Annotated in this window: 11 protein-coding genes, 1 tRNA gene and 4 pseudogenes; 8 read left to right on the top strand and 8 right to left on the bottom strand. The window is 66.1% G+C overall.

Features of this window, described 5'->3' with window-relative positions; translation table 11 throughout:
* Positions 1-21 precede the first annotated feature (21 nt).
* From ACZK2V_RS18795 to fdnG, 7 genes and pseudogenes are all read right to left on the bottom strand, one after another.
* Positions 22-117 (bottom strand) — tRNA-Sec (locus ACZK2V_RS18795).
* Positions 118-141: 24 nt separating this feature from the next.
* Positions 142-2073 carry a selenocysteine-specific translation elongation factor gene (gene selB / locus ACZK2V_RS18790; protein WP_201117232.1) on the bottom strand — a complete coding sequence of 644 codons (1932 nt, stop codon included), beginning with the start codon at positions 2071-2073 and terminating at the stop codon, positions 142-144.
* Positions 2070-3492 (bottom strand): annotated as a pseudogene (gene selA, locus ACZK2V_RS18785) (L-seryl-tRNA(Sec) selenium transferase). The gene selB and the pseudogene selA overlap by 4 nt, the downstream one beginning before the upstream one ends.
* Before the next feature lie 4 nt (positions 3493-3496).
* Positions 3497-4478 (bottom strand): annotated as a pseudogene (gene fdhE / locus ACZK2V_RS18780) (formate dehydrogenase accessory protein FdhE).
* Positions 4479-4750: 272 nt separating this feature from the next.
* Positions 4751-5398 (bottom strand): formate dehydrogenase subunit gamma, encoded by a 648-nt coding sequence (locus tag ACZK2V_RS18775; protein WP_486322671.1) that lies wholly within the window; start codon positions 5396-5398, stop codon positions 4751-4753.
* On the bottom strand, positions 5395-6312 hold the full coding sequence (fdxH, locus tag ACZK2V_RS18770) for a formate dehydrogenase subunit beta (RefSeq protein WP_201117226.1): 918 nt from the start codon (positions 6310-6312) through the stop codon (positions 5395-5397). Before fdxH ends, ACZK2V_RS18775 begins: the two co-directional genes overlap by 4 nt.
* A 10-nt stretch (positions 6313-6322) precedes the next feature.
* Positions 6323-9391: a formate dehydrogenase-N subunit alpha gene (gene fdnG / locus ACZK2V_RS18765; protein WP_201117224.1), complete on the bottom strand. Its 3069-nt coding sequence runs from the start codon at positions 9389-9391 to the stop codon at positions 6323-6325.
* A gap of 290 nt (positions 9392-9681) precedes the next feature.
* On the opposite strand from fdnG, the pseudogene gmk reads away from it, so the two are divergent.
* The 5 genes and pseudogenes from gmk to recG all read left to right on the top strand — a co-directional run bounded on the left by gmk (position 9682) and on the right by recG (position 15706).
* Positions 9682-10346 (top strand): annotated as a pseudogene (gene gmk / locus ACZK2V_RS18760) (guanylate kinase).
* A gap of 110 nt (positions 10347-10456) precedes the next feature.
* Entirely contained in the window at positions 10457-10756 is a 300-nt protein-coding gene (gene rpoZ / locus ACZK2V_RS18755) for a DNA-directed RNA polymerase subunit omega (protein ID WP_005410877.1), read from the top strand.
* Positions 10757-10862: 106 nt separating this feature from the next.
* Entirely contained in the window at positions 10863-13025 is a 2163-nt protein-coding gene (locus ACZK2V_RS18750; protein ID WP_019661980.1) for a RelA/SpoT family protein, read from the top strand.
* Between the two features lie 177 nt (positions 13026-13202).
* Positions 13203-13589, top strand: a complete 387-nt coding sequence (locus ACZK2V_RS18745) for a RidA family protein (RefSeq protein ID WP_005410875.1) — start codon at positions 13203-13205, stop codon at positions 13587-13589.
* Positions 13590-13656: 67 nt separating this feature from the next.
* Positions 13657-15706, top strand: a pseudogene (gene recG / locus ACZK2V_RS18740) (ATP-dependent DNA helicase RecG).
* A gap of 144 nt (positions 15707-15850) precedes the next feature.
* On the opposite strand, the gene ACZK2V_RS18735 reads toward recG, so the two are convergent.
* Entirely contained in the window at positions 15851-17179 is a 1329-nt protein-coding gene (locus ACZK2V_RS18735; RefSeq protein WP_065427838.1) for a Fic family protein, read from the bottom strand.
* Between the two features lie 225 nt (positions 17180-17404).
* Between ACZK2V_RS18735 and ACZK2V_RS18730 the strand changes: the two genes are divergently transcribed.
* From ACZK2V_RS18730 to ACZK2V_RS18720, 3 genes are all read left to right on the top strand, one after another.
* Complete coding sequence (locus ACZK2V_RS18730) at positions 17405-18343, top strand: nucleoside hydrolase (protein WP_478470995.1); 939 nt, start codon at positions 17405-17407, stop codon at positions 18341-18343.
* 88 nt (positions 18344-18431) lie between these two features.
* The gene (locus tag ACZK2V_RS18725; protein WP_005418951.1) at positions 18432-18674 is read left to right on the top strand and encodes a type B 50S ribosomal protein L31; all 243 of its coding nucleotides are present in this window, start codon (positions 18432-18434) and stop codon (positions 18672-18674) included.
* 296 nt (positions 18675-18970) lie between these two features.
* Positions 18971-20248 (top strand): citrate synthase, encoded by a 1278-nt coding sequence (locus ACZK2V_RS18720; protein ID WP_486322670.1) that lies wholly within the window; start codon positions 18971-18973, stop codon positions 20246-20248.
* The last annotated feature ends 5 nt before the right edge of the window (positions 20249-20253 follow it).

The raw sequence follows: 20253 nt of genomic DNA, 5'->3' as shown, positions 1-20253 counted from the left end.
CATCTCCTGCGGGAACGCGAATGGCGGAAGGCAGCAGGAGTCGAACCTACCAGGGAACGATCGACGCCCCCTACTGGGTTTGAAGCCCAGCCGCATGCCCGGATGCGCATGCCTTCCGAAAGTACGGCGGTACCGGTGGGCTCAGTCGCGGGCTGCGTTCCACTGCAGGTCGCCGCGCGGCCGATGCTGGTCACCGACGCGTCGAGTGTAGCCAACGCGATTGAAGAACTCCAAGATCTGGATGCTGCGTTTGCGGCCCAGGCCGATGGCATCGCGGAACGCCGCCGCATCCACCGTGCCGCTGGCCTGTGACAGCTGCGCGACGATCGTGGCCAACTCGGCGATGCGGGCCGGCGCATAGAACAGGTCGGGCACCACCTGGAACAGATCGCCACGCGCGGCGGCGCGACGCAGGACGGCGCGGACCTCGTCTTCGGCCAGTCCGATGTCGGCGGCCAGGGTGCGCACCCACGGTGGATCGAAGCCACCGGCGTGCAGTTGCGGCAGCACGCGTTCCAGCAGAAGGCGTTCGCGTTCCGGTGGCGCATGGTGATGGCCGGGCAGGCGCCACCACGCGCCCACGCGCTGCAGCGTGCCATCAGCCAGCAGGTCCTGCAGCAGCGCATTCCAGAGGCTCGCTGCAAGCGAGGGCAGGGTACTGCGCTGCAGGCGCCCGCTGTCGACGCCGGGTTCGTCGGGGCGTCGCTCGTGCCAGCCGCGCAGCGAGGTGATCACCTGCTCGCGCAGTGCTTGCCAGTGCGGTGCGAGGATGATCACCGCGTCATCGCGGGTCGCGATGCGTCGCGCGTCCTCGGGCAGGTCGATGCGGTCGGCGGCGCGTCGGCAATAGCGTTGCAGCGCGGTGAGGGGAATGCCGGCAGGTGCCTGCTGCAGCAGCGGGACAACACCGGCACCGGCCGCCAGCTGCTCCAGTGCCCCCAGCCAGGCCAGCCGCGCAGGACTGCGCCGACGCCGCTGCGGAGGATCCGGATCGAGCACGACGCCACCGCCCAGTGTGTGGGTGGCTGCTGAATCACGGGCGATGAAACGATCGCCACACATCGCGCAGACTGGTGCATCGAACACCAGCTGCACCAACTGACCATCGCCGTGATCGTGGTCTTCCAGCAGCACCACATGGGCCTGCCGGTGCATCGTGCCCCAGTGGATGTGCAGCGGTGACCAGTCGCGCAGTGGCGGCGCCAGTGCGGAAAGTCGCAGGCGCACGTCGACGCGGGTAGTGGCCAGCAGCGCGCGTGGATCGGCAATCCAGTCGCCACGGCGGATGTCGTCGCGGGCGATGGCGGCCAGGTTCAGCGCGCAGCGTTGCCCAGCCATCGCGTGCTCGCTGGCCTGGTTCTGCGCATGGATGCTGCGCACGCGCACGTCGGTGGCGGCTGGCATCAGCTGCAGATGCTCACCCACCGCGGCGATGCCGCCATGTACCGCGCCGGTCACCAGCGTGCCGTGGCCGGCCAGCGAGAACACGCGGTCCACCGGCATGCGGAACAGTTCGCTGCGCAGTTCGGCCTGGCGTGTACTGGCATCGTCCGCCGCCCATGCGTGCAGCTGGGTACGCAGTGCGCTGATGCCGGCATCGTCGGGTGCGGTGCTGTTGCAGGCGAACAGAGGAGATTCCTGCAGCGGTGTCGCGGCCAGCAGCGCAGCAATCTCGATCTCGACCCGGGCGAGGCGCGCCGCATCCACACGGTCGATCTTGGTCAGCGCCACCGCGCCGCGATCCACGCCCAGCAGCTGCAGGATGGCCAGATGCTCGCGGGTCTGTGGCATCACGCCGTCGTCGGCAGCGATCACCAGCAGGGCGACATCGATACCCGTGGCGCCGGCCACCATCGTGTGCACGAAGCGCTCATGGCCTGGCACGTCGACGAAACCCAGCGTCGCAGCCGGGCCTTCGGCGTCCCTGCTTTCCACCGGGACATAGGCGTAGCCCAGTTCGATCGATATACCGCGCGTTCGCTCTTCCTGCAGGCGATCGGTTTCGATGCCGGTCAGTGCGCGTACCAGGCTGGTTTTGCCATGGTCGATATGCCCGGCGGTGCCGACGATCATGCCTGCAGCGTGCTCCACTGGGCGAGGAAGTCGGCTTCGTCGGCCGGTTCCAGGCAGCGCAGGTCCAGCCACAGCGCGTCATCGGCAATGCGGCCCAGCACGGGTCGCGGCAGCTGACGCAAGCGCTTGGCCAGGCGATCCAGTCCGCCACGGCGCGCTGGTAATGCGCAGTCCGGCGCTGGCCAGCTGCGCCTGTGGCTGGGCGCCGCTGCCGATCTGGCTCTGCATTGGTGACCGTTCAAGATCGTAGTCGGCCGCGAGCACGGAACGCATCGGCTGCAGCAGGCGCTGGGCCTGCACATCGATGTCCTCCTGCGTGCGTGACAGGGTGCGCAGGGTCGGCAGTCGCTGTGCCAGCAGCTCCGGCTCGCGGTACAGGGCCAGCACTGCTTCCAGTGCGGCCAGGCCCATCTTGTCCATGCGCAGTGCCCGCTTCAGCGGGTTGCGGTTGATCCGCGCGATCAGGTCGGCGCGGCCGGCGATGATGCCGGCCTGCGGCCCGCCCAGCAGCTTGTCGCCACTGAACGACACCAGGTCGGCGCCGGCCGCCAGCGTTTCCTGCACGGTGGGCTCGTGCGGCAGGCCGAAGGCCGCCAGAACGCACAGGCTGCCACTGCCCAGATCCACCACAAGCGGCAGGCCGTGCTCGTGCGCGATGGCTGCCATCGCCGCGGTGTCGACCTTGGCGGTGAAGCCGGTGATCGCATAGTTGCTGGCGTGCACCTCCATCAGCAGCGCGGTGCGCGTGCCGATGACATTGGCGAAGTCGGCCGGGTGAGTGCGGTTGGTGGTGCCGACTTCCAGCAGCCGCGCGCCGGCACTGCGCATCACATCGGGAATGCGGAAGGCGCCACCGATCTCCACCAGCTCGCCGCGTGACACCACCACGTCGCGGCGGTTGGCCAGGCTGTTGAGCAGCAGCAGGACCGCCGCCGCATTGTTGTTGACCACGGTGGCGGCTTCTGCGCCGGTCAGTTCGCAGATCAATGCCTGCACCCGTGCATCGCGGTCGCCGCGACGGCCGCGGCTGATGTCGAACTCCAGATCCACCGGTGCGGTCATCGCGCGGGTGACCGCGTGCACGGCGGCATCCGGCAGCAAGGCGCGGCCGAGATTGGTGTGCAGCACGGTGCCGGTCAGATTGAACATCGGCTGCAGATCCTGCCGTGCGTCAGCAGCCAGTGCGGCCTCGACTGCTGCCACCAGCGCCGGGCCGTTAACCGCTTCCTGCAGCTGCGTGGCCGAGAGCTGGCCGGCGCTGATACGGTCGCGCAGCACCTGCAGGTGCGAACGCAGCAGCTGGGTGATACGGCTGCGGCCGTGGCCCTCGATCAGTGCTGCCAGGGCAGGCAGACGCAGCAACCGGTCCAGCGAGGGCAGGGCGGAAACCGATGCCGGGGTGGGGGGCGTGGCTGTCATCGCCTCACTCGCCGTCGGATTGCCACAGCAGCGGATTCTGGCTGGCGCGCATACCCTTCCTCGCCCAGCAGCAGGTCCAGCGCCAGCGTGCCGAGGTCGTCGGCCACCGGCTCCAGCGACGGGTCTTTTTCCAGATACAGGATCTTGCGGTAGCTGTGGCAGTGGTCGCAGGTCTCGGCACGGACCGCGCTCTCGCGCACCGCCTCGCCGCTGTCGCCGTCCACATCGGCCAGGGCGCGATAGGCGATGTCCTTGCCGGCGGCACCACACTGGCTGCACTGCACGCGTACGTAGTGCCACTGGCAGGCACACAGCGAGCACGACAGGTAGCGGTAGGAGGCATAGGGCGGCCGCGCCTGTACCACGCTGACCACCGGCAGGGTGCCGCACAGCGGGCACAGCCCCGGTGCATCGGCCAGTGGCTTCAGCTCGGTGGGGCGGAAGCTGTCCGCCAGCACCGCCCAGTAGACCTGCAGCGCGTTCATCACCAGCAGCGCAGCCACCGCATCCACCGACGGCGCGTCATCACGCTCCAGCACCGCATGCGCCTGCGCATCCAGCCACCCGTCATCGGCAGCAGCAACGCGCTGCAGTTCCTGGCGGGTTTCCGCCGGCAGCCCGGCTTCTTCAGCGCAGTGCTGGCATAGCGTGCGCAGCCAGCCGCGCCAGCGTCCATCCAGCTGAAGTGTGTTGGCGGGCCGCAACGGCATCCCAGCGCCGGCTGCCGCACTCGACTGCTGTGCACGCGCCTGTGCCTGAAGTTCCTCGCGTTGCTGCGGTGTCAGATCCTCCAGCAGCGCCTGCTGCGCATCGGCCAACGCCGCCAGCAGCTGCAGGTAACCACCGATGGCACTGTGTGCAGCCAGACTGCGCAGGCGGTCCGCACGTCCGGCAAACAGCGACGCGGTATCGGGCAGGATGATGCGCGGAACATCGCGCGAGGCCAGCGTCTCGATCTCACCGGGTTCAAGGATGCGTTGCGCCATGCAGGGCTAGCCAGAAGAACCAGGCTCCATCCTCGCCGTTGTCGACGCCGGCGTCCAGCGTGTTCCAGGCAAAGCAGTCGAGCATGGCTCGACTCTACAAAAGCCGGTTTCGATCATTGCCATGTTCATCGTGTCGACCAAGGTCGACACCCACCAAAAGCACCGCGGACCTGTCGAGGGCGACCGGACCCACCCCGCCATCCCTCAGGAAACCCGCTCTTGACGTTGATGTTGACGTTGATCCAGCGGGTGCAGGGCCGCAGGCCCTGCCGCTACCCCTCTTCCCGCCGTCCGCGCAGGATGTCCCGGAACCACTGCCGGTGGTGCTTGTACGCCCACCCGTAGGTCACCTTGCCCTGGGTCATCGCCCGCACCGAGCCCTTGATCCAGATCGCTGCATAGATGTGCACCACGATCGCGCACACCAGCACCCAGCCGAACAGCGCATGGGCGAGCACCGAGAAGCGGATCACCCCGATCGGGAAGAAGTGGCTGAAGTACTGCCGCCAGATCACGAAGCCGGTCAGCAGCAGCGCCGACAGGCAACCGATGATGGCCCAGAACAGCAGCTTCTGGCCGGCATTGAAGCGGCCCACCGGCGGCAGCCTCTCGTCCTCGTTGCGCAGCACATCGCGCATGCCGCGCATCCACTTGCCATCATCGGCGGTCGGCAGGTTGTCGCGCCACATGCGGAACGCCAGCAACGTAAAGCCGATCACCATGGCCAGGCCAATGAACGGGTGCAGGATGCGCGTCCACGGTCCGCCACCGAACAGCTGGGTCAACGGGAACAGGGCAGGGTGGAACAACGCCAGCCCGGACAGCGCGGTCAACACGAAGCAGATCGCCACAATCCAGTGATTGATGCGGGTCGGCGCGCGGTAGCGGATGATCTGCCGCGGGTGCGGGGCGTACTTCATGGCCGCTGCTCCTCTTCGATCTTCTTCGCCTCGTGCTCGGCTTCCTCTTCTTCCTCGTCATTGACCGTGTTGCGGCCGATGCCGATGTAATGCAGGAAGCCGGCGAAGGCGGTAGCGGCAATCGCCAGCACGCCCAGCGGCTTGGCCACGCCCTTCCACACCTCCACCATCGGGCTGATGCGCGGGTCCTTCGGCAGGTCGGCATACAGTTCCGGCTTGTCCACGTGCTGCAGCACGTACATCACGTGGGTGCCGCCCACACCCTGCGGGTCGTACAGGCCGGCGTTCTCGTAGCCGCGCGATTTCAGGTCTTCCACGCGGCCGGCGGCATGCTCGGTCATCGCCTCCTTGCTGCCGAAGGTGATCGCACCGGTCGGGCAGGTCTTCACGCAGGCCGGTTCCTGGCCTACCGCCACCCGGTCCGAACATAGCGTGCACTTGTAGGCCTTGTGGTCCTTCTTGGAGATGCGCGGCACGTCGAACGGGCAACCGGTCACGCAGTAGCCGCAGCCGATGCAGTTCTCTTCCTGGAAGTCGACGATGCCGTTGGCGTACTGGATGATCGCGCCCGGCGACGGGCAGGCCTTCAGGCAGCCCGGGTCGCTGCAGTGCATGCAGCCTTCCTTGCGGATCAGCCATTCCAGCTTGCCCTTCTCGTCCTCGTACTCGCGGAACTTCATCACCGTCCACGACTGTTCGCTCAGGTCGGGAGGGTTGTCATAGCTGCCGACGCAGCTGCCGACCTCGTCGCGCAGGTCGTTCCATTCCATGCAGGCGACCTGGCAGGCCTTGCAGCCGATGCACTTGCTCACATCGATCAGCTTGGCGACCTGGCCCGTGTGCGCACCGCGCGCCTCCGGCGAGGGCGTGGTGGTGGCCGAGCGGCGGATGATGTCCAGCGATTGCAGTGACATGGCGTGTCTCCTACACCTTCTCGACCTTGACCAGGATGCACTTCGATTCGGGCGTCTGCGAGTTGCCGTCACCGATGGCGTTGGTCAGCGTATTGGCGATGTATCCGGGCTTGGCCGCACCGAGGAAGCCCCAGTGGATCGGCACGCCCACCTGGTGCACGGTTTTGCCATCAATCTGCAGGGCCTTGATGCGCTTGGTCACCATCGCCACCGCTTCGATATGTCCGCGCTTGGAACTGACCCGCACGCGGCTGCCATTGTTGATGCCCAGTTCGTCGGCCAGGGCCGCGCCGATCTCGACGAACTGCTCGGGCTGGATGATGGCGTTCAACTTGCCGTGCTTGGTCCAGAAGTGGAAATGCTCGGTCAGGCGGTAGGTGGTGGCTACATGCGGGAACTCGTCCGGCGAACCGATCTGTGCGCGATCGCTGGCGAACACGCGCGCCGCCGGGTTGTTCAACGTCAGTGCCTGACCGGGGCTGAGCGGGTTGCTGCGCAGCGGTGTATCGAACGGTTCGTAGTGCTCCGGGAACGGCCCTTCGGCCATGCCGGCCTTGGCGAAGAAGCGGGCGATGCCTTCCGGATTCATGATGAACGGGCCCATGCCCCCGGCGGGATCTTCATCGGCCTTGAAGTCCGGCACGTCCACGCTGCCCCAGTTCTTGCCGTTCCAGGCCAGCAGCGTGCGCCGCGGATCGAACGGCTGGCCGGCCACGTCACACGAGGCGCGGTTGTACATCACCCGGCGATTGGCCGGCCACGCCCAGGCCCAGCCCAGCGTGTTGCCGATGCCGGTGGGGTCGCTGTTGTCACGTCGCGCCATCATGTTGCCGGTCGGGCCCCAGGCGCCGATGTAGATCCAGCAGCCGGAGGACGTGCTGCCGTCGTCGCGCAGGTCGCCGAATGCCGCCAGCTGCTCGCCGGCCTTGCGCACCAGCTTGGTCGGGTCCTTCGGATCGAACACGTCGGCCAGTGCCTTGCCGTTGTATTCCATCGCCAGTTCTTCCGGCGTCGGCAGTTCCGGGTTGGAGTACTTCCAGGCCAGGTCGCGCACCGGCTCCCACCACGCACCGCCGTCCTTCTCGTACATCGCTTTGATGCGATGGAACAGCTCGGACATGATCTCGATGTCGCTGCGCGCTTCGCCCGGCGGATTGGCCCCCTTCCAGTGCCATTGCAGCCAGCGCGAGGAGTTCACCACCGCGCCGTTTTCCTCGGCGAAGGAAGTGGTCGGCAGGCGGAATACTTCGGTCTGGATCGTGCTCGGGTCAACGTCGTTCAGCGCGCCATGGTTCTGCCAGAACGCGATGGTCTCGGTTTCCAGCGGGTCCATGCTGACCATGAACTTCAGCTTGGAGAACGCGCTGATCAGCTTGCCCTTGTTCGGCGCCGAGGCCAGCGGGTTGAAGCCCTGGCAGATGTAGCCGTGGATCTTGCCCTCGTTCATCAGCTCGTACGCCTGCAGCATGTCGTACGGCTTGTCGAGCTTGGGCAGATGGTCGAAGCACCAGTTGTTGTCGGCGGTAGCGGCGTCGCCCCACCACGACTTCATCAGGCTGACATGGAACTTCGGGTAGTTCTGCCAGAACGACATCTGGTTGGCGCGCAGCGGCTTCTGCGTGCGCTTGGCGATGTAGGCGTCGTAGTCCTGCTCGTCCTGTTTCGGCAGCGTCAGGTAGCCGGGCAGCAGGTCGGACATCAGGCCGATGTCGGTCAGGCCCTGGATGTTGGAATGCCCGCGCAAGGCGTTCATGCCACCACCGGCCACGCCGATGTTGCCCAGCAGCAGCTGCACCATGGTGCCGGCGCGCACGTTCTGCGCACCGATTGAATGCTGCGTCCAGCCCAGCGCGTACAGGATGGTCATCGCCTTGTCCTTGCCGGCGGTGGACGCGATCATGTCCCAGACCTGGCGGATGCTGTCGGCGGGCGTGCCGCAGATGCGTTCGACCATCTCCACGGTGTAGCGCGCGTAGTGCTGCTTGAGCAGGTTGTAGACGCAGCGCGGGTCCTTCAGCGTCGGGTCGCTGCGCACGAAGCCATCGTCACCGTAGGCGTAGTCCCAGCTGGAGCGGTCGTAGCTGCGCTTCTCTTCGTTGTAGCCCGAATACAGGCCGTCCTTGAAGGCGAATTCATCCTTCACCAGGAACGACATGTCGGTGTAATTCAGCACGTACTCGTGCTGGATGCGGTCCTCGGTCAACAGGTAGTTGATCAGACCGCCCAGGAACACGATGTCGGTGCCGGTACGGATCGGCGCATACACGTCGGCCACCGCGGCCGAGCGGTTGAAGCGCGGATCGACCACGATCAGCCGGGCCTTGTTGTGTGCCTTGGCCTCGGTCACCCATTTGAACCCACACGGATGCGCCTCGGCGGCATTGCCACCCATGATCAGGATCAGGTCGGCATTCTTGATGTCGACCCAGTGATTCGTCATCGCACCACGGCCTAGCGTCGGGGCAAGACCTGCCACCGTCGGGCCGTGTCAGACACGTGCCTGGTTGTCGAATGCAAGCATGCCAAGGGAGCGCACGACCTTGTGGGTCAGCACCGCGGTTTCATTGCTGGTCGCCGAGGCGGCGAGCATGCCGGTGGTCAGCCAGCGGTTGACCGTCTGCCCGGCCTCGTTCTTCTGCACGAAGTTGGCATCGCGGTCTTCCTTCATCAGCCGCGCGATGCGGTCCAGCGCATCGTCCCAGCTCAGCCGCTTCCACTCGTTCGAGCCCGGCGCGCGGTACTCGGGGTAGAGCAGGCGCGACTTGCTGTGGATGATGTCGGCCAGGCCGGCACCCTTCGGGCACAGCGTGCCGCGGTTGACCGGATGGTCCGGGTCACCCTCGATATGGAAGATGCTCGGCTCGGCGTTCTTGGCGCCATCGCCGAGGCTGTACATCAGGATGCCGCAGGCCACCGAACAATACGTACAGGTGTTGCGGGTCTCGGTCGCGCGGGTCAGCTTGTACTGCCTGACCTCCGCGAGCGCGATGCCGGGCGCGAAGCCCATCAATGCCAGGCTGGAGCCGACCAGGGTTGTCCCGGTCACTTTCAGGAACTGGCGGCGGCTCATCGATGGCATGCCGTTCTCCTGGGATGGCGGGGAGGCGCAGGCCTCCGGGCTGTCGTTGGGTACGGCCCGGTTATAGCACAGGCCCCCGCACGCCCATGTGGCACAAGGCCCGGCGCCTGCCGGACGGGCGCGCAACGCGGCCGCTCTGGTAAAGTTGCGTGCCCGCCCCCCGGGGAAGCGTCTGCCGGGCCTGGTTCCAGGATGTTCCGCGCAGCCCCCGCCGTCCTGGCGCGATCCTCCGCGCCGGATCTGGAACACCGAGGAAAAATTTTGCGAAATCAACCCGTTGGACTCCGCGCATGAGCGCCCCGTCGAAGCCGTCGGACGCCGTTGCGCGCGGCACGCTGTACATCGTTGCCGCCCCTTCCGGCGCCGGCAAGAGCAGCATCGTCAATGCCACCCTGGCGCGTGACCCGCAGATCGCCCTGTCGATCTCCTTCACCTCCGCGCGATGCGCCCGGGTGAAGTGAATGGCCAGCACTACCATTTCGTCTCTGCGGAGAAGTTCGAGGAAATGATCGCCGCCGGCGACTTCTTCGAGCATGCCTGGGTGCACGGCGACTGGAAGGGCACCGCCCGCCAGTCGGTGGAGCCGCAGCTGGCCGCCGGCCAGGACGTGCTGCTGGAAATCGACTGGCAGGGCGCGCAGCAGGTACGCCAGCTGGTGCCGGGCACGGTCACCGTGTTCATCCTGCCGCCGTCCAAGCAGGCCCTGCAGGACCGCATGCGCAAGCGCGGCCAGGACAGCGAGGCGGTCATCGCCCAGCGCCTGGGCGCCGCCCGTGACGAGATGCTGCACTTCAACGAGTTCGACTACGTCATCGTCAACGAGGTGTTCGACACCGCCGTGGACGAACTGTGCGCCATCTTCACCGCCAGCCGCCTGCGCCGGGAGGCCCAGAAGGTCCGCCACGCAGGCCTGATCCAAGCCTTGTTGACCCCCGATCCGGGCGCAACTGACTGATTCCAAAAGAATCGGGTAGGGGTTGGCTTGATTTTGTCCAGCCCCTGCCAGTACACTCCGTCCCCTTTCCCTCATTCGACTGAGCGGCCGACCGGTCGCCGGGAGCCCGTATGGCCCGCATCACCGTAGAAGATTGCCTGGAAGTCGTTAACAACCGTTTCGAACTGGTCATGATGGCTTCCAAGCGTGCCCGCCAGCTCGCCAACGGCGTGCAGGCCACGCTGGACAACAGCGAGACCGAGGACAAGCCGACCGTGCTGGCGCTGCGCGAAATCGCTGCCCGCAAGATCGACAACGCGCTGATCGACGAAGTCGAGAAGGCCGAGCGTGAGCGCGCCGAGCGCGAAGCGCTGGAGTGGGCTGCCGCGGAAGTGGTCGCCGACGAAGACATGTCCAAGAACGACGATTGATCGCATCGATCAACGTAATCGTTGGATGTGCCGAACAGCCCGCCCCGTGCGGGCTGTTTCGCATTCAGGATTTGCCGTAAACGTCGCGCTGGAATAGGCTTCGGGCATGAACCCAGGCCCCACTGCCAAGGTCGCCGCAGCCCCCGCTGCCGCCGTACCCGACTACGTCCTCCAGCTTGAACGCGCTGCCCATTACCTGCCGCCGGAACAGCTGCCGCTGTTGCGCCGTGCCTGGGAAGTCGGAGCCGCCGCACACGCCGGGCAGACGCGCAAGTCGGGCGAGCCCTATATCACCCATCCGGTGGCCGTGGCCCAGGTGCTGGCCGAGCTCGGCCTGGACGTGGAAGCGCTGATCGCCGCGATCCTGCACGACACCATCGAAGACACCCCGCTGACCCGTGAGGCGCTGGCCGCCGAGTTCGGCGAAGCCGTGGCCGAACTGGTCGACGGCGTGACCAAGCTGGACAAGCTGAAGTTCCGCGACCGCCAGGAAGCGGCCGCCGAGAGCTTCCGCAAGATGCTGCTGGCGATGTCGCGCGACCTGCGCGTGATCATGATCAAGCTGGCCGACCGTCTGCACAACATGCGCACGCTGGGCGCGCAGAGCCGCGAAGCGCGCGGCCGCATCGCCCGCGAGACGCTGGAGATCTACGCGCCCATCGCCCAGCGCCTGGGCATGAGCCTGGTCAAGAGCGAGCTGCAGAACCTCGGTTTCAAGGCGCTGTATCCGTGGCGCCACGCGATCCTGGAAAAGCACATCCGCAGCCAGCCGGTGGTCCGCCGCGAAGCGCTGGCGCAGGTGGAAGTGCAGCTGTCGCAGCGGTTGGCGAAGGAAGGCATCGAGCACCGCCTGGTCAGCCGCATCAAGACCCCGTGGAGCATCTACAACAAGATGCGCGACGAGAACAAAACCTTCGACCAGGTGATGGACGTGTTCGGCTTCCGCCTGGTGGTGCGCAGCGTGCCCAGCTGCTACCACGCGCTGGGTTCGGTGCATGCCACGTTCAAGCCGCTGGATGGGCGTTTCCGCGATTTCATCGCCATTCCCAAGGCCAACGGTTACCAGTCGCTGCATACGGTGCTGTTCGGCCCGTATGGTTCGCCCATCGAAGTGCAGATCCGCACCGAGGAAATGGACCTGATTGCCGAACGTGGCGTGGCCGCGCACTGGACCTACAAGTTCGGCGGCGATTCACCGAACAGCGCGCAGAGCCGCGCACACGCCTGGATCGTTGAACTGATCGACTCGCAGCGTGCCGCCGGTTCCTCGCTGGAGTTCCTCGACAACGTCAAGGTCGACCTGTTCCCGGACGAGGTCTACCTGTTCACCCCGAAGGGCAAGATCCTGGCCCTGCCGCGCAACTCCACCGCGCTGGACTTCGCCTACGCCGTGCATACCGACGTCGGCAACATGGCCGTGGCTTCGCGCGTGGACAAGAAACTGGTGCCACTGCGCACCAAGCTGGTGTCAGGCCAGTCGGTGGAGATCATCACCGCGCGCTCGGCCACGCCGAAACCGCAGTGGCTGGAATTCGTGGTTACCAGCAAGGCGCGCACCGCCATCCGCCACCAGCTCAAGCAGCTGGAGCACGAAGACGCCGTGCAGCTCGGCCACCGCATGCTCGACCGTGCGCTGGAAGCGATGGATTCGTCGCTGGAGCGGCTGCCGAAGGGGCGCCTGGATGCGTTCCTGGCCGAGCACCGCTTCCCGCGCCTGGAGGCGCTGCTGGCCGAGGTCGCACTGGGCAACTGGATGCCGACGCAGGCTGCACAGGCGCTGATGGCCTACGCCGAACTGCGTGGCGGCCCGCATTCGCGCCACCACTCGCAGGAAAAGATCCTGATCAACGGCAGCGAGCGCGGCGTGGTCACCTTCGCGGGCTGCTGCCAGCCGATTCCCGGCGACGAGATCATGGGCTACCACACCGCTGGCAAGGGCATCGTGGTGCACCGCATGGACTGCCCGAACCTGGCCGAGCTGCGCAAGTCGCCCGAGCGCTGGGTGCCGATCGGCTGGGACACCACTGTTTCCGGCGACTACGACACCTCGCTGGTGGTGGAAGTGGAGAACGGCACCGGCGTGCTGGCGCAGCTGGCCGCCGCCATCGCGCAGAGCCATTCCAACATCGAGCGCGTGGACTACCTGGACCGTGATTTCAACGCCGCCGTGCTGGCGTTCAACATCCAGGTGCGCGACCGCAACCATCTGGCCGAAGTGATGCGCCGCCTGCGCCGGCTGTCGGTCGTGCAGTCGGTACGCCGCCAGTAATGCGAACCCGGTAGTGCCGGCCGCTGGCCGGCAACTTCGCGGTGCTTCCGACATTCATGGGTTTGCCGGCCAGCGGCCGGCACTACCGAAGCGGCGCGGTGGATCCACGCCATGCGTGGATGCGCCCCCACCCGGTACAATCACCGCTCTGTTTTCCCCCAAGCACCGGAGCGACCCATGTCCCGCCAGATCATCAACACCGAAAAGGCTCCCGCCGCCATCGGCCCGTACTCGCAGGCCGTGCGCGCCGGCAACACCGTGTATTTCTCCGGCCAGATCCCGCTCGATCCGGCTACCGGTGACATCGTCGGCGCCGGTGACGTCGAAGCACAGGCCCGCCGCGCCTTCGACAACCTCAAGGCCGTGGCCGAAGCCGCTGGCGGCTCGCTGGACAAGGTCGTGCGCCTGGGCCTGTACCTGACCGACCTGGGCGAGTTCGCCAAGGTCAATGCGGTCATGCAGGACTACTTCCAGGCCCCGTACCCGGCCCGTTCCACCATCGAAGTCTCCGGCCTGCCGAAGGGCGCCAACTTCGAGGTCGACGCGGTGATGGTCATCGACTGACCGCCACGTGGCACGCAAGGCGGCGGTCACCCCGGTCCTGTCACCGTCCGGCGAAGCATCCCTGGCGATGCTCGCTGGCGTCGGTCCGGCCGTGGCCGCCAAACTGCAGGCGCGTGGCCTGGCCACCCTGCAGGATCTCTGGCTTCATCTGCCGCTGCGCTATGAAGACCGGACCCGGCTGACCCGCATCGAAGACCTGCGCAACGGCGTACCGGCGCAGGTGGAAGGGCGGGTGGTCGCGGTCGAGCGCGGCATGCGCTACCGGCCGATGCTGAAGGTCGCCGTGGAGGATGAAGGGCAGGGCACCCTGGTGCTGCGCTTCTTCCATTTCCGCCAGCAGCAGGTCGGCCAGTTCGCGGTCGGCAACCGGCTGCGCTGCTTCGGCACCCCCAAACCCGGCCACCTCGGCCTGGAAATCGTCCACCCCAGCTACCAGGTGCTGGGCCGCAATGACGATCCCGAACTCGGCGACCGCCTCGACCCGGTGTATCCCACCGTGGAAGGCGTTGGCCCGATGACGATGCGCAAGCTGATCGGCCAGGCGCTGGACCGCCTGCCCGAGGAAAGCACGCTGGAACTGCTGCCCAGCGGCTGGCTGGATGGCCTCGGCCTGCCGTCACTGCGCAGCGCGCTGCTCACTGTGCACCGGCCGCCGCCGGATGCCGATCTGGCCGCGCTGGCCGCAGGCACCCATCCAGCGCAGCGTCGTCTGGCAATGGAAGAGCTGCTGGCCCATCACCTCAGCCTGCGCCGCCAGCGTATTGCCTTGCAGGCGCACCATGCGCCGCCGCTGGCCGGTCCCGGCAAGCTGGCCAAGGCGCTGCTGAAGCAGCTGCCGTTCGCGCTGACCGGCGCCCAGGCGCGCGTGTTCAAGCAGATCCGCGAAGACCTCGCGCGGCCCAGCCCGATGCTGCGGCTTGTGCAGGGCGACGTCGGCTCCGGCAAGACCGTGGTCGCCGCGCTGGCGGCGATGCTGGCGGTCGAGCAGGGTAAGCAGGTCGCATTGGCAGCGCCCACTGAGCTGCTGGCCGAGCAGCATCTCAACAACCTGCGCGGCTGGCTGGAACCGCTGGGCGTGCGTATCGCCTGGCTGGCCGGCAAGGTCACCGGCAAGGCGCGCCAAGGTGATGGAGCAGGTCGCCAACGGCGAGGCGCAGGTGGTGGTCGGCACCCACGCGCTGATGCAGGAGGCGGTGGTATTCCAGGATCTGGCTCTGGCCATCGTCGACGAACAGCACCGCTTCGGCGTGCACCAGCGCTTGGCCCTGCGCGACAAGGGCGCGGGTGGCAACAGCGTGCCGCACCAGCTGGTGATGACCGCCACGCCGATTCCACGCACGCTGGCGATGTCCGAATACGCGGATCTGGATGTGTCGGCCATTGACGAACTGCCGCCGGGCCGCACCCCGGTGCAGACCGTGGCACTCAGCAACGACCGCCGTCCCGAACTGATCGAGCGCATCGCGCTGGCCTGCCAGGAAGGGCGGCAGGTGTACTGGGTGTGCACGCTCATCGAGGAAAGCGAAGAGCTCGACGCCACGCCGGCGCAGGCCACTTACGAATCGCTGCAGGCGCTGCTGCCGGGCGTGCGCGTGGGGCTGGTGCATGGCCGCCTGAAGGCCGCCGAGAAGCTGGCGACGATGGTGGCGTTCAAGGCCGGTGAGATCGATCTGCTGGTGGCGACCACGGTCATCGAAGTGGGCGTGGACGTACCGAATGCCTCGCTGATGGTGATCGAGAATGCCGAGCGCCTCGGCCTGGCCCAGCTGCACCAGTTGCGCGGCCGCGTGGGCCGCGGTTCGGCGGTGTCGCGCTGCGTGCTGCTGTACCAGGCGCCGCTTTCGCAGATGGCGCGCGAGCGTTTGCAGACCATGCGCGAAACCAACGATGGCTTCGTCATCGCCGAGAAGGATCTGGAGCTGCGTGGCCCGGGCGAACTGCTCGGTACCCGCCAGACCGGCCTGGCTGGCTTCCGCATCGCCGATCTCGCGCGCGATGCCGGCCTGCTGCCCGGCGTGCATGACCTGGCCGAGCGCCTGCTGGACCAGCAGCCCGCGCTGGCCGATCGCGTGGTGCAACGCTGGATCGGCACCGCCGTGCGTTACGCCTCGGCGTAATGCCGCATTGGTGGGTGTGGACCCTGGTCCACACATCCCCGCATGGCGTGGATCTACTGCGCGCCGCGCGCGTGAGTCGAGCATGGCTCGACTCTACAGACAGCGCTTTCGATCACCTTCCCGTCATCCCCGCATGGCGTAGATCTACAGCGCCAAACGTTCCGACAGACCGGGTAGCACGAGATACTCGGACGCCTTCCCGACGCGCTCTTTGCTGACAAGCCCGGAAGCCACCAATCCGTTCAGATCCTTCAACGCGGTCGGATAGGTAATGGTGTGTGCCGCCTGGTGGCTGGCGACGGTGTAGGTCCGGTCAGGATCCTTCAGCGCGTTGGCCAGCAACGCGCGCTGACGATGATTGAGAGGCACACCGCCAAGCCGGGCGGTTCGCAGCACGCGTCGCGCTGCCTGATCCTCCGCATGCTTCCTGGCGATGTAGGCATGCAAACCCTGGATCGATTGCTCAATCGCCTCCAGTTGTTGCGCCACGAAGTAGCCAAGATCCCGGTTGTCGCTTTCGGTGTAGAGGTAGGCCCGCATGTACTTGCCTGGGGACTTCTTCAAGACGCTGGAAATGGAGAAGTACTCGGTCATCCAATATCCGGCATTCATCATCGCCCAGTAGAACAGTGCGCGTGCCGTACGGCCATTGCCATCCACGAAAGGATGGTCGTAGCCAATCTGGAAATGCAGTGCGATGGCTTTGGCGACAGGATGGATGAACGGTGTGCTTTCCTCATTGATGAACGTGCACAGCCGCTCGATCCGCGCAGGCACTTCCTCGGCCGGAGGAGGGATGTGCAGCAGCGTAGGTGGTGAGCCGCGATCGAAGATCGCAACGTTGTCTTCGGCGGTTCTGAAACGCCCGCTGTCGGTGGGTAGCTCCAGTGTGCCGTCGGTGAGGATGCTGTGCAGCTCCAGAATCTCGCCGGGAGTGATCGGGCGTATGCCGCGCTCGCGGATCACGTTCATTGCCACGTAGTTGTTGTAGATCATGCGCTCGGACTGGTCGCGCGGCGCACGGCCCGTGCTGAGCATTTCCTTCGCCACGGCCCGTGTGGTCGAGGCGCCCTCCAACTGCGATGAGGTCATCGCTTCCTCAATCAGCGAGCGGATCAGGAACCGTCCTTGGCCGCTGGCGGCATCCACACCCTTCACCGAGCCTGCGGCCTCCCGGTCGATGTAATGCAGGTGCCGCTGCATCGAATCGGTGAGTGCGAGCTTGAAGGGTTGCTGCGTCTTGTCCAGCAACAGCGGTAGCGGCTTCAGCAATGCTGCGCGCGTCCACGTGATGCCCAGCCACCACTGCTCCGCGTTCAGGCCCGCCGGTGGCGCTCTGTGGCGGACTTTGTCCCAATGCTCATAGGCGCCGTTCACCTCGGGCCCGATCCGGGCGTCCAGGATGGTACCGAGGGTCTCCATGTACTTCCGGGTGAGGGTTGCCAGATCGGGAGCTGGCGCGGGCAGCTTCATGGTTGTTTTCTATGAAATGTGCATAACTTTTTATAGCAAATGATGTTGGGCGCTCCAAGCGACCCGGAACTAAAATCTGTTCATGTTCGTGAGTGCGCTGGCCAGGGCGTTGGTGGGGGCAACGGATCCAACCCTCTCCCCCACATCTTTGCCGCTGGGGCAGGCCGGTATTGCAACGGTCATCATCCCGGTCCACACTTCGTTGCCGATCTGAAGACGGCAACGATGACCCACAAGATCCCCCTGTTGATCGACACCGACCCCGGTGTGGACGACGCCCTGGCCCTGCTGATGGCCTTTGCCGATGAACGGCACGATGTGGTCGCCCTGACCATCGCCGCCGGCAATGTCGGCCTGCAGTACACCGTCCGCAACGCCCTCAAGCTCTGCGATATCGTTGGCCGCGCCGACGTGCCGGTGTTTGCCGGAAGCCCGGATCCGCTGCTGCATCCCTCCGTCGACGCTGCCCACGTGCATGGCAGTGATGGCTATGGCGACGTGGACCTGCCGCCGCCGAGCCGCCAGGCTGAAGCCGAGCACGCTGCGCTGGCCATCCTGCGCCTGTCGCACGAGCATGCCGGCGAACTGATGCTGGTGATGCTTGGCCCGCTGACCAACCTGGCGCTGGCACTGAAGCTGGACCCGACCCTGCCCCAGCGCATCAAGCGCATCGTGGTGATGGGCGGGGCGGTCACCTGCCACGGCAACATCACCCCGGCGGCCGAATTCAACATCGCCTTCGATCCGGAAGCGGCGCACGTGGTGTTCACCTCGTTCAAGCACCTGCTCGTGTCGGACTGGGAGGCTACCGTCGCCCACGGCCTGCCGCTGGAAGAAGCCGAGAAGTGGCTGCAGGCCGACTCCGATCGCGCCCGCTTCTATGAGCTGATCTCGCGCAAGACCCGTGCCCTGTCCGAAGACAGCAAGGGCGGCCGCTGGTACACCGCCGATGCGGTTGCCATGGCCTGGGCGCTGAACCCGGAAGGGCAGTTGCAGGTCGAATCGCGGCCGCTGAACGTGGAGCTGAACGGCACGTTCAGCCGCGGCGCCACCATCGTCGACTGGAACCGCCAGACCGGCCAGCCGGACAACTGCGATCTGCTGATGGCCTACGACCAGCAGCGTTTCGAGGCCCTGGTACGCCAGGCCCTGGGCGCGGACTGAAGCCGATCGACCGGCACCGGTTGCCCCGGGCGGCAACCGGTGCTTATAATGCCGCTCTTGACCACCAGCCCATTTACGGTGTGAGCCCATGAAGGCCGATATCCATCCGAACTACCGCGACGTCGTCTTCCATGACGTCACCTCCGATTTCAAGTTCCTGACCCGCTCGACCATGGGCACGAAGGAAACCATCCAGTGGGAAGACGGCAACGAATACCCGCTGGTCAAGGTTGAAATTTCCTCTGCTTCGCACCCGTTCTACACGGGCAAGCACAAGGTCATCGACACCTCGGGCCGTATCGACAAGTTCCAGAAGCGCTACGCGCGCTGATCTGTCGATCCCGCTTCGAACCGACGGCCGCGCTCTGCGCGGCCGTTTGTTTTTCCCCAACGCCTACCCAACGGGCGTTTGGATGGGCGGAACACTGCGTTCGTATGACAACGCTTTTGCCGATCCGGGCCGCTTGCTGGCCGGGTTCTGGCCGCCTGCCGTCTACGACTTCTGTCTAGCGCCGGGCAAATGCTGCTGTGCGATAATGGCGTGATCCACGACACAGGTCGTGGACGTCATTCACGTGCCTGACCAATGCGCTTGGGCAGGCGCCTTCCCATGAAGGAGCGCACACAGTGTCCGATCTTGATCAGGTCACGCTCAACGCCGGCGATAAGTCGGTCGTTCTGCCCGTCATCAAACCCACCCTTGGCAACGACTGCGTCGACATCGCGAAGCTGACCAAGGAAACGGGGTTCTTCACCTACGATTCCGGCTTCACCGCGACGGCCAGCTGCAAGTCCGCCATCACCTACATCGACGGCGACAAGGGCGTGCTGCTGTACCGCGGCTACCCGATCGAACAGCTGTCGGAAAAGTCGAGCTACGTCGAAGTGGCCTACCTGCTGATCAACGGCGAGCGCCCGAGCGCCGAGCAGCTGAAGGCCTTCACCGACGAGCTGGCGGCTGAAGCCAACGTCGATGAGTCGATCAACACCCTGATCGGCAGCTTCGCCAAGGATGCACATCCGATGGCCATCCTGACCGCCGCCATCGCGCAGCTGTCGGGCATCTACCACGCCTCGCTGGACCTGTCCGACGCCGAACAGCGCCGCCAGGCCGCTGTGCGCCTGATCGCCAAGGTGCCGACCCTGTCGGCGCTGATCTACCGCCACGGCAAGGGCCTGCCGGCCAACAAGCCGGACACCTCGCTGGACTACGTCAGCCGCTTCCTGAAGCAGACCTTCGAGTCGGCTGATGGCCAGTACGATCTGAACCCGGACGTGGTCAAGGCGCTGGACCTGCTGTTCATCCTGCACGCCGACCACGAGCAGAACGCCTCGACCTCGACCGTGCGCCTGGTCGGCTCGACCGGTGCCAACCCGTACGCGTCGGTTGCCGCTGGCGTCACCGCGCTGTGGGGTCCGGCCCACGGCGGTGCCAACGAAGCCGTGCTGAAGATGCTGGAAGAGATCGGCAGCGCCGACAACGTCGAATCCGCCGTGGTCAAGGCCAAGGACAAGACCTCCGGCTTCCGCCTGATGGGCTTCGGCCACCGCGTCTACAAGAACTTCGACCCGCGCGCCAAGGTCATCGGCGAGATGACCAGCAAGGTGCTCAAGCAGCTGGGCGTGCAGGATCCGCTGCTGGACGTGGCCGTGAAGCTGGAACAGGCCGCGCTGCAGGACGAGTACTTCGTCGCCCGCAAGCTGTACCCGAACGTCGATTTCTACAGCGGCATCATCTACAAGGCGCTGCAGATCCCGACCGAAATGTTCACCGTCATGTTCGCCCTGGGCCGCACCTCCGGCTGGGTCTCGCATTGGCTGGAACAGCAGGTTGACCCGGAAATGAAGATCGGCCGCCCGCGCCAGGTCTACACCGGCAGCGACGTGCGCGACTACCAGGGCTGATCGCC

This window comes from Stenotrophomonas sp. 93052_Sma (genome assembly GCF_056481145.1).
This window is presented reverse-complemented; position numbering and strand designations above follow the sequence as displayed.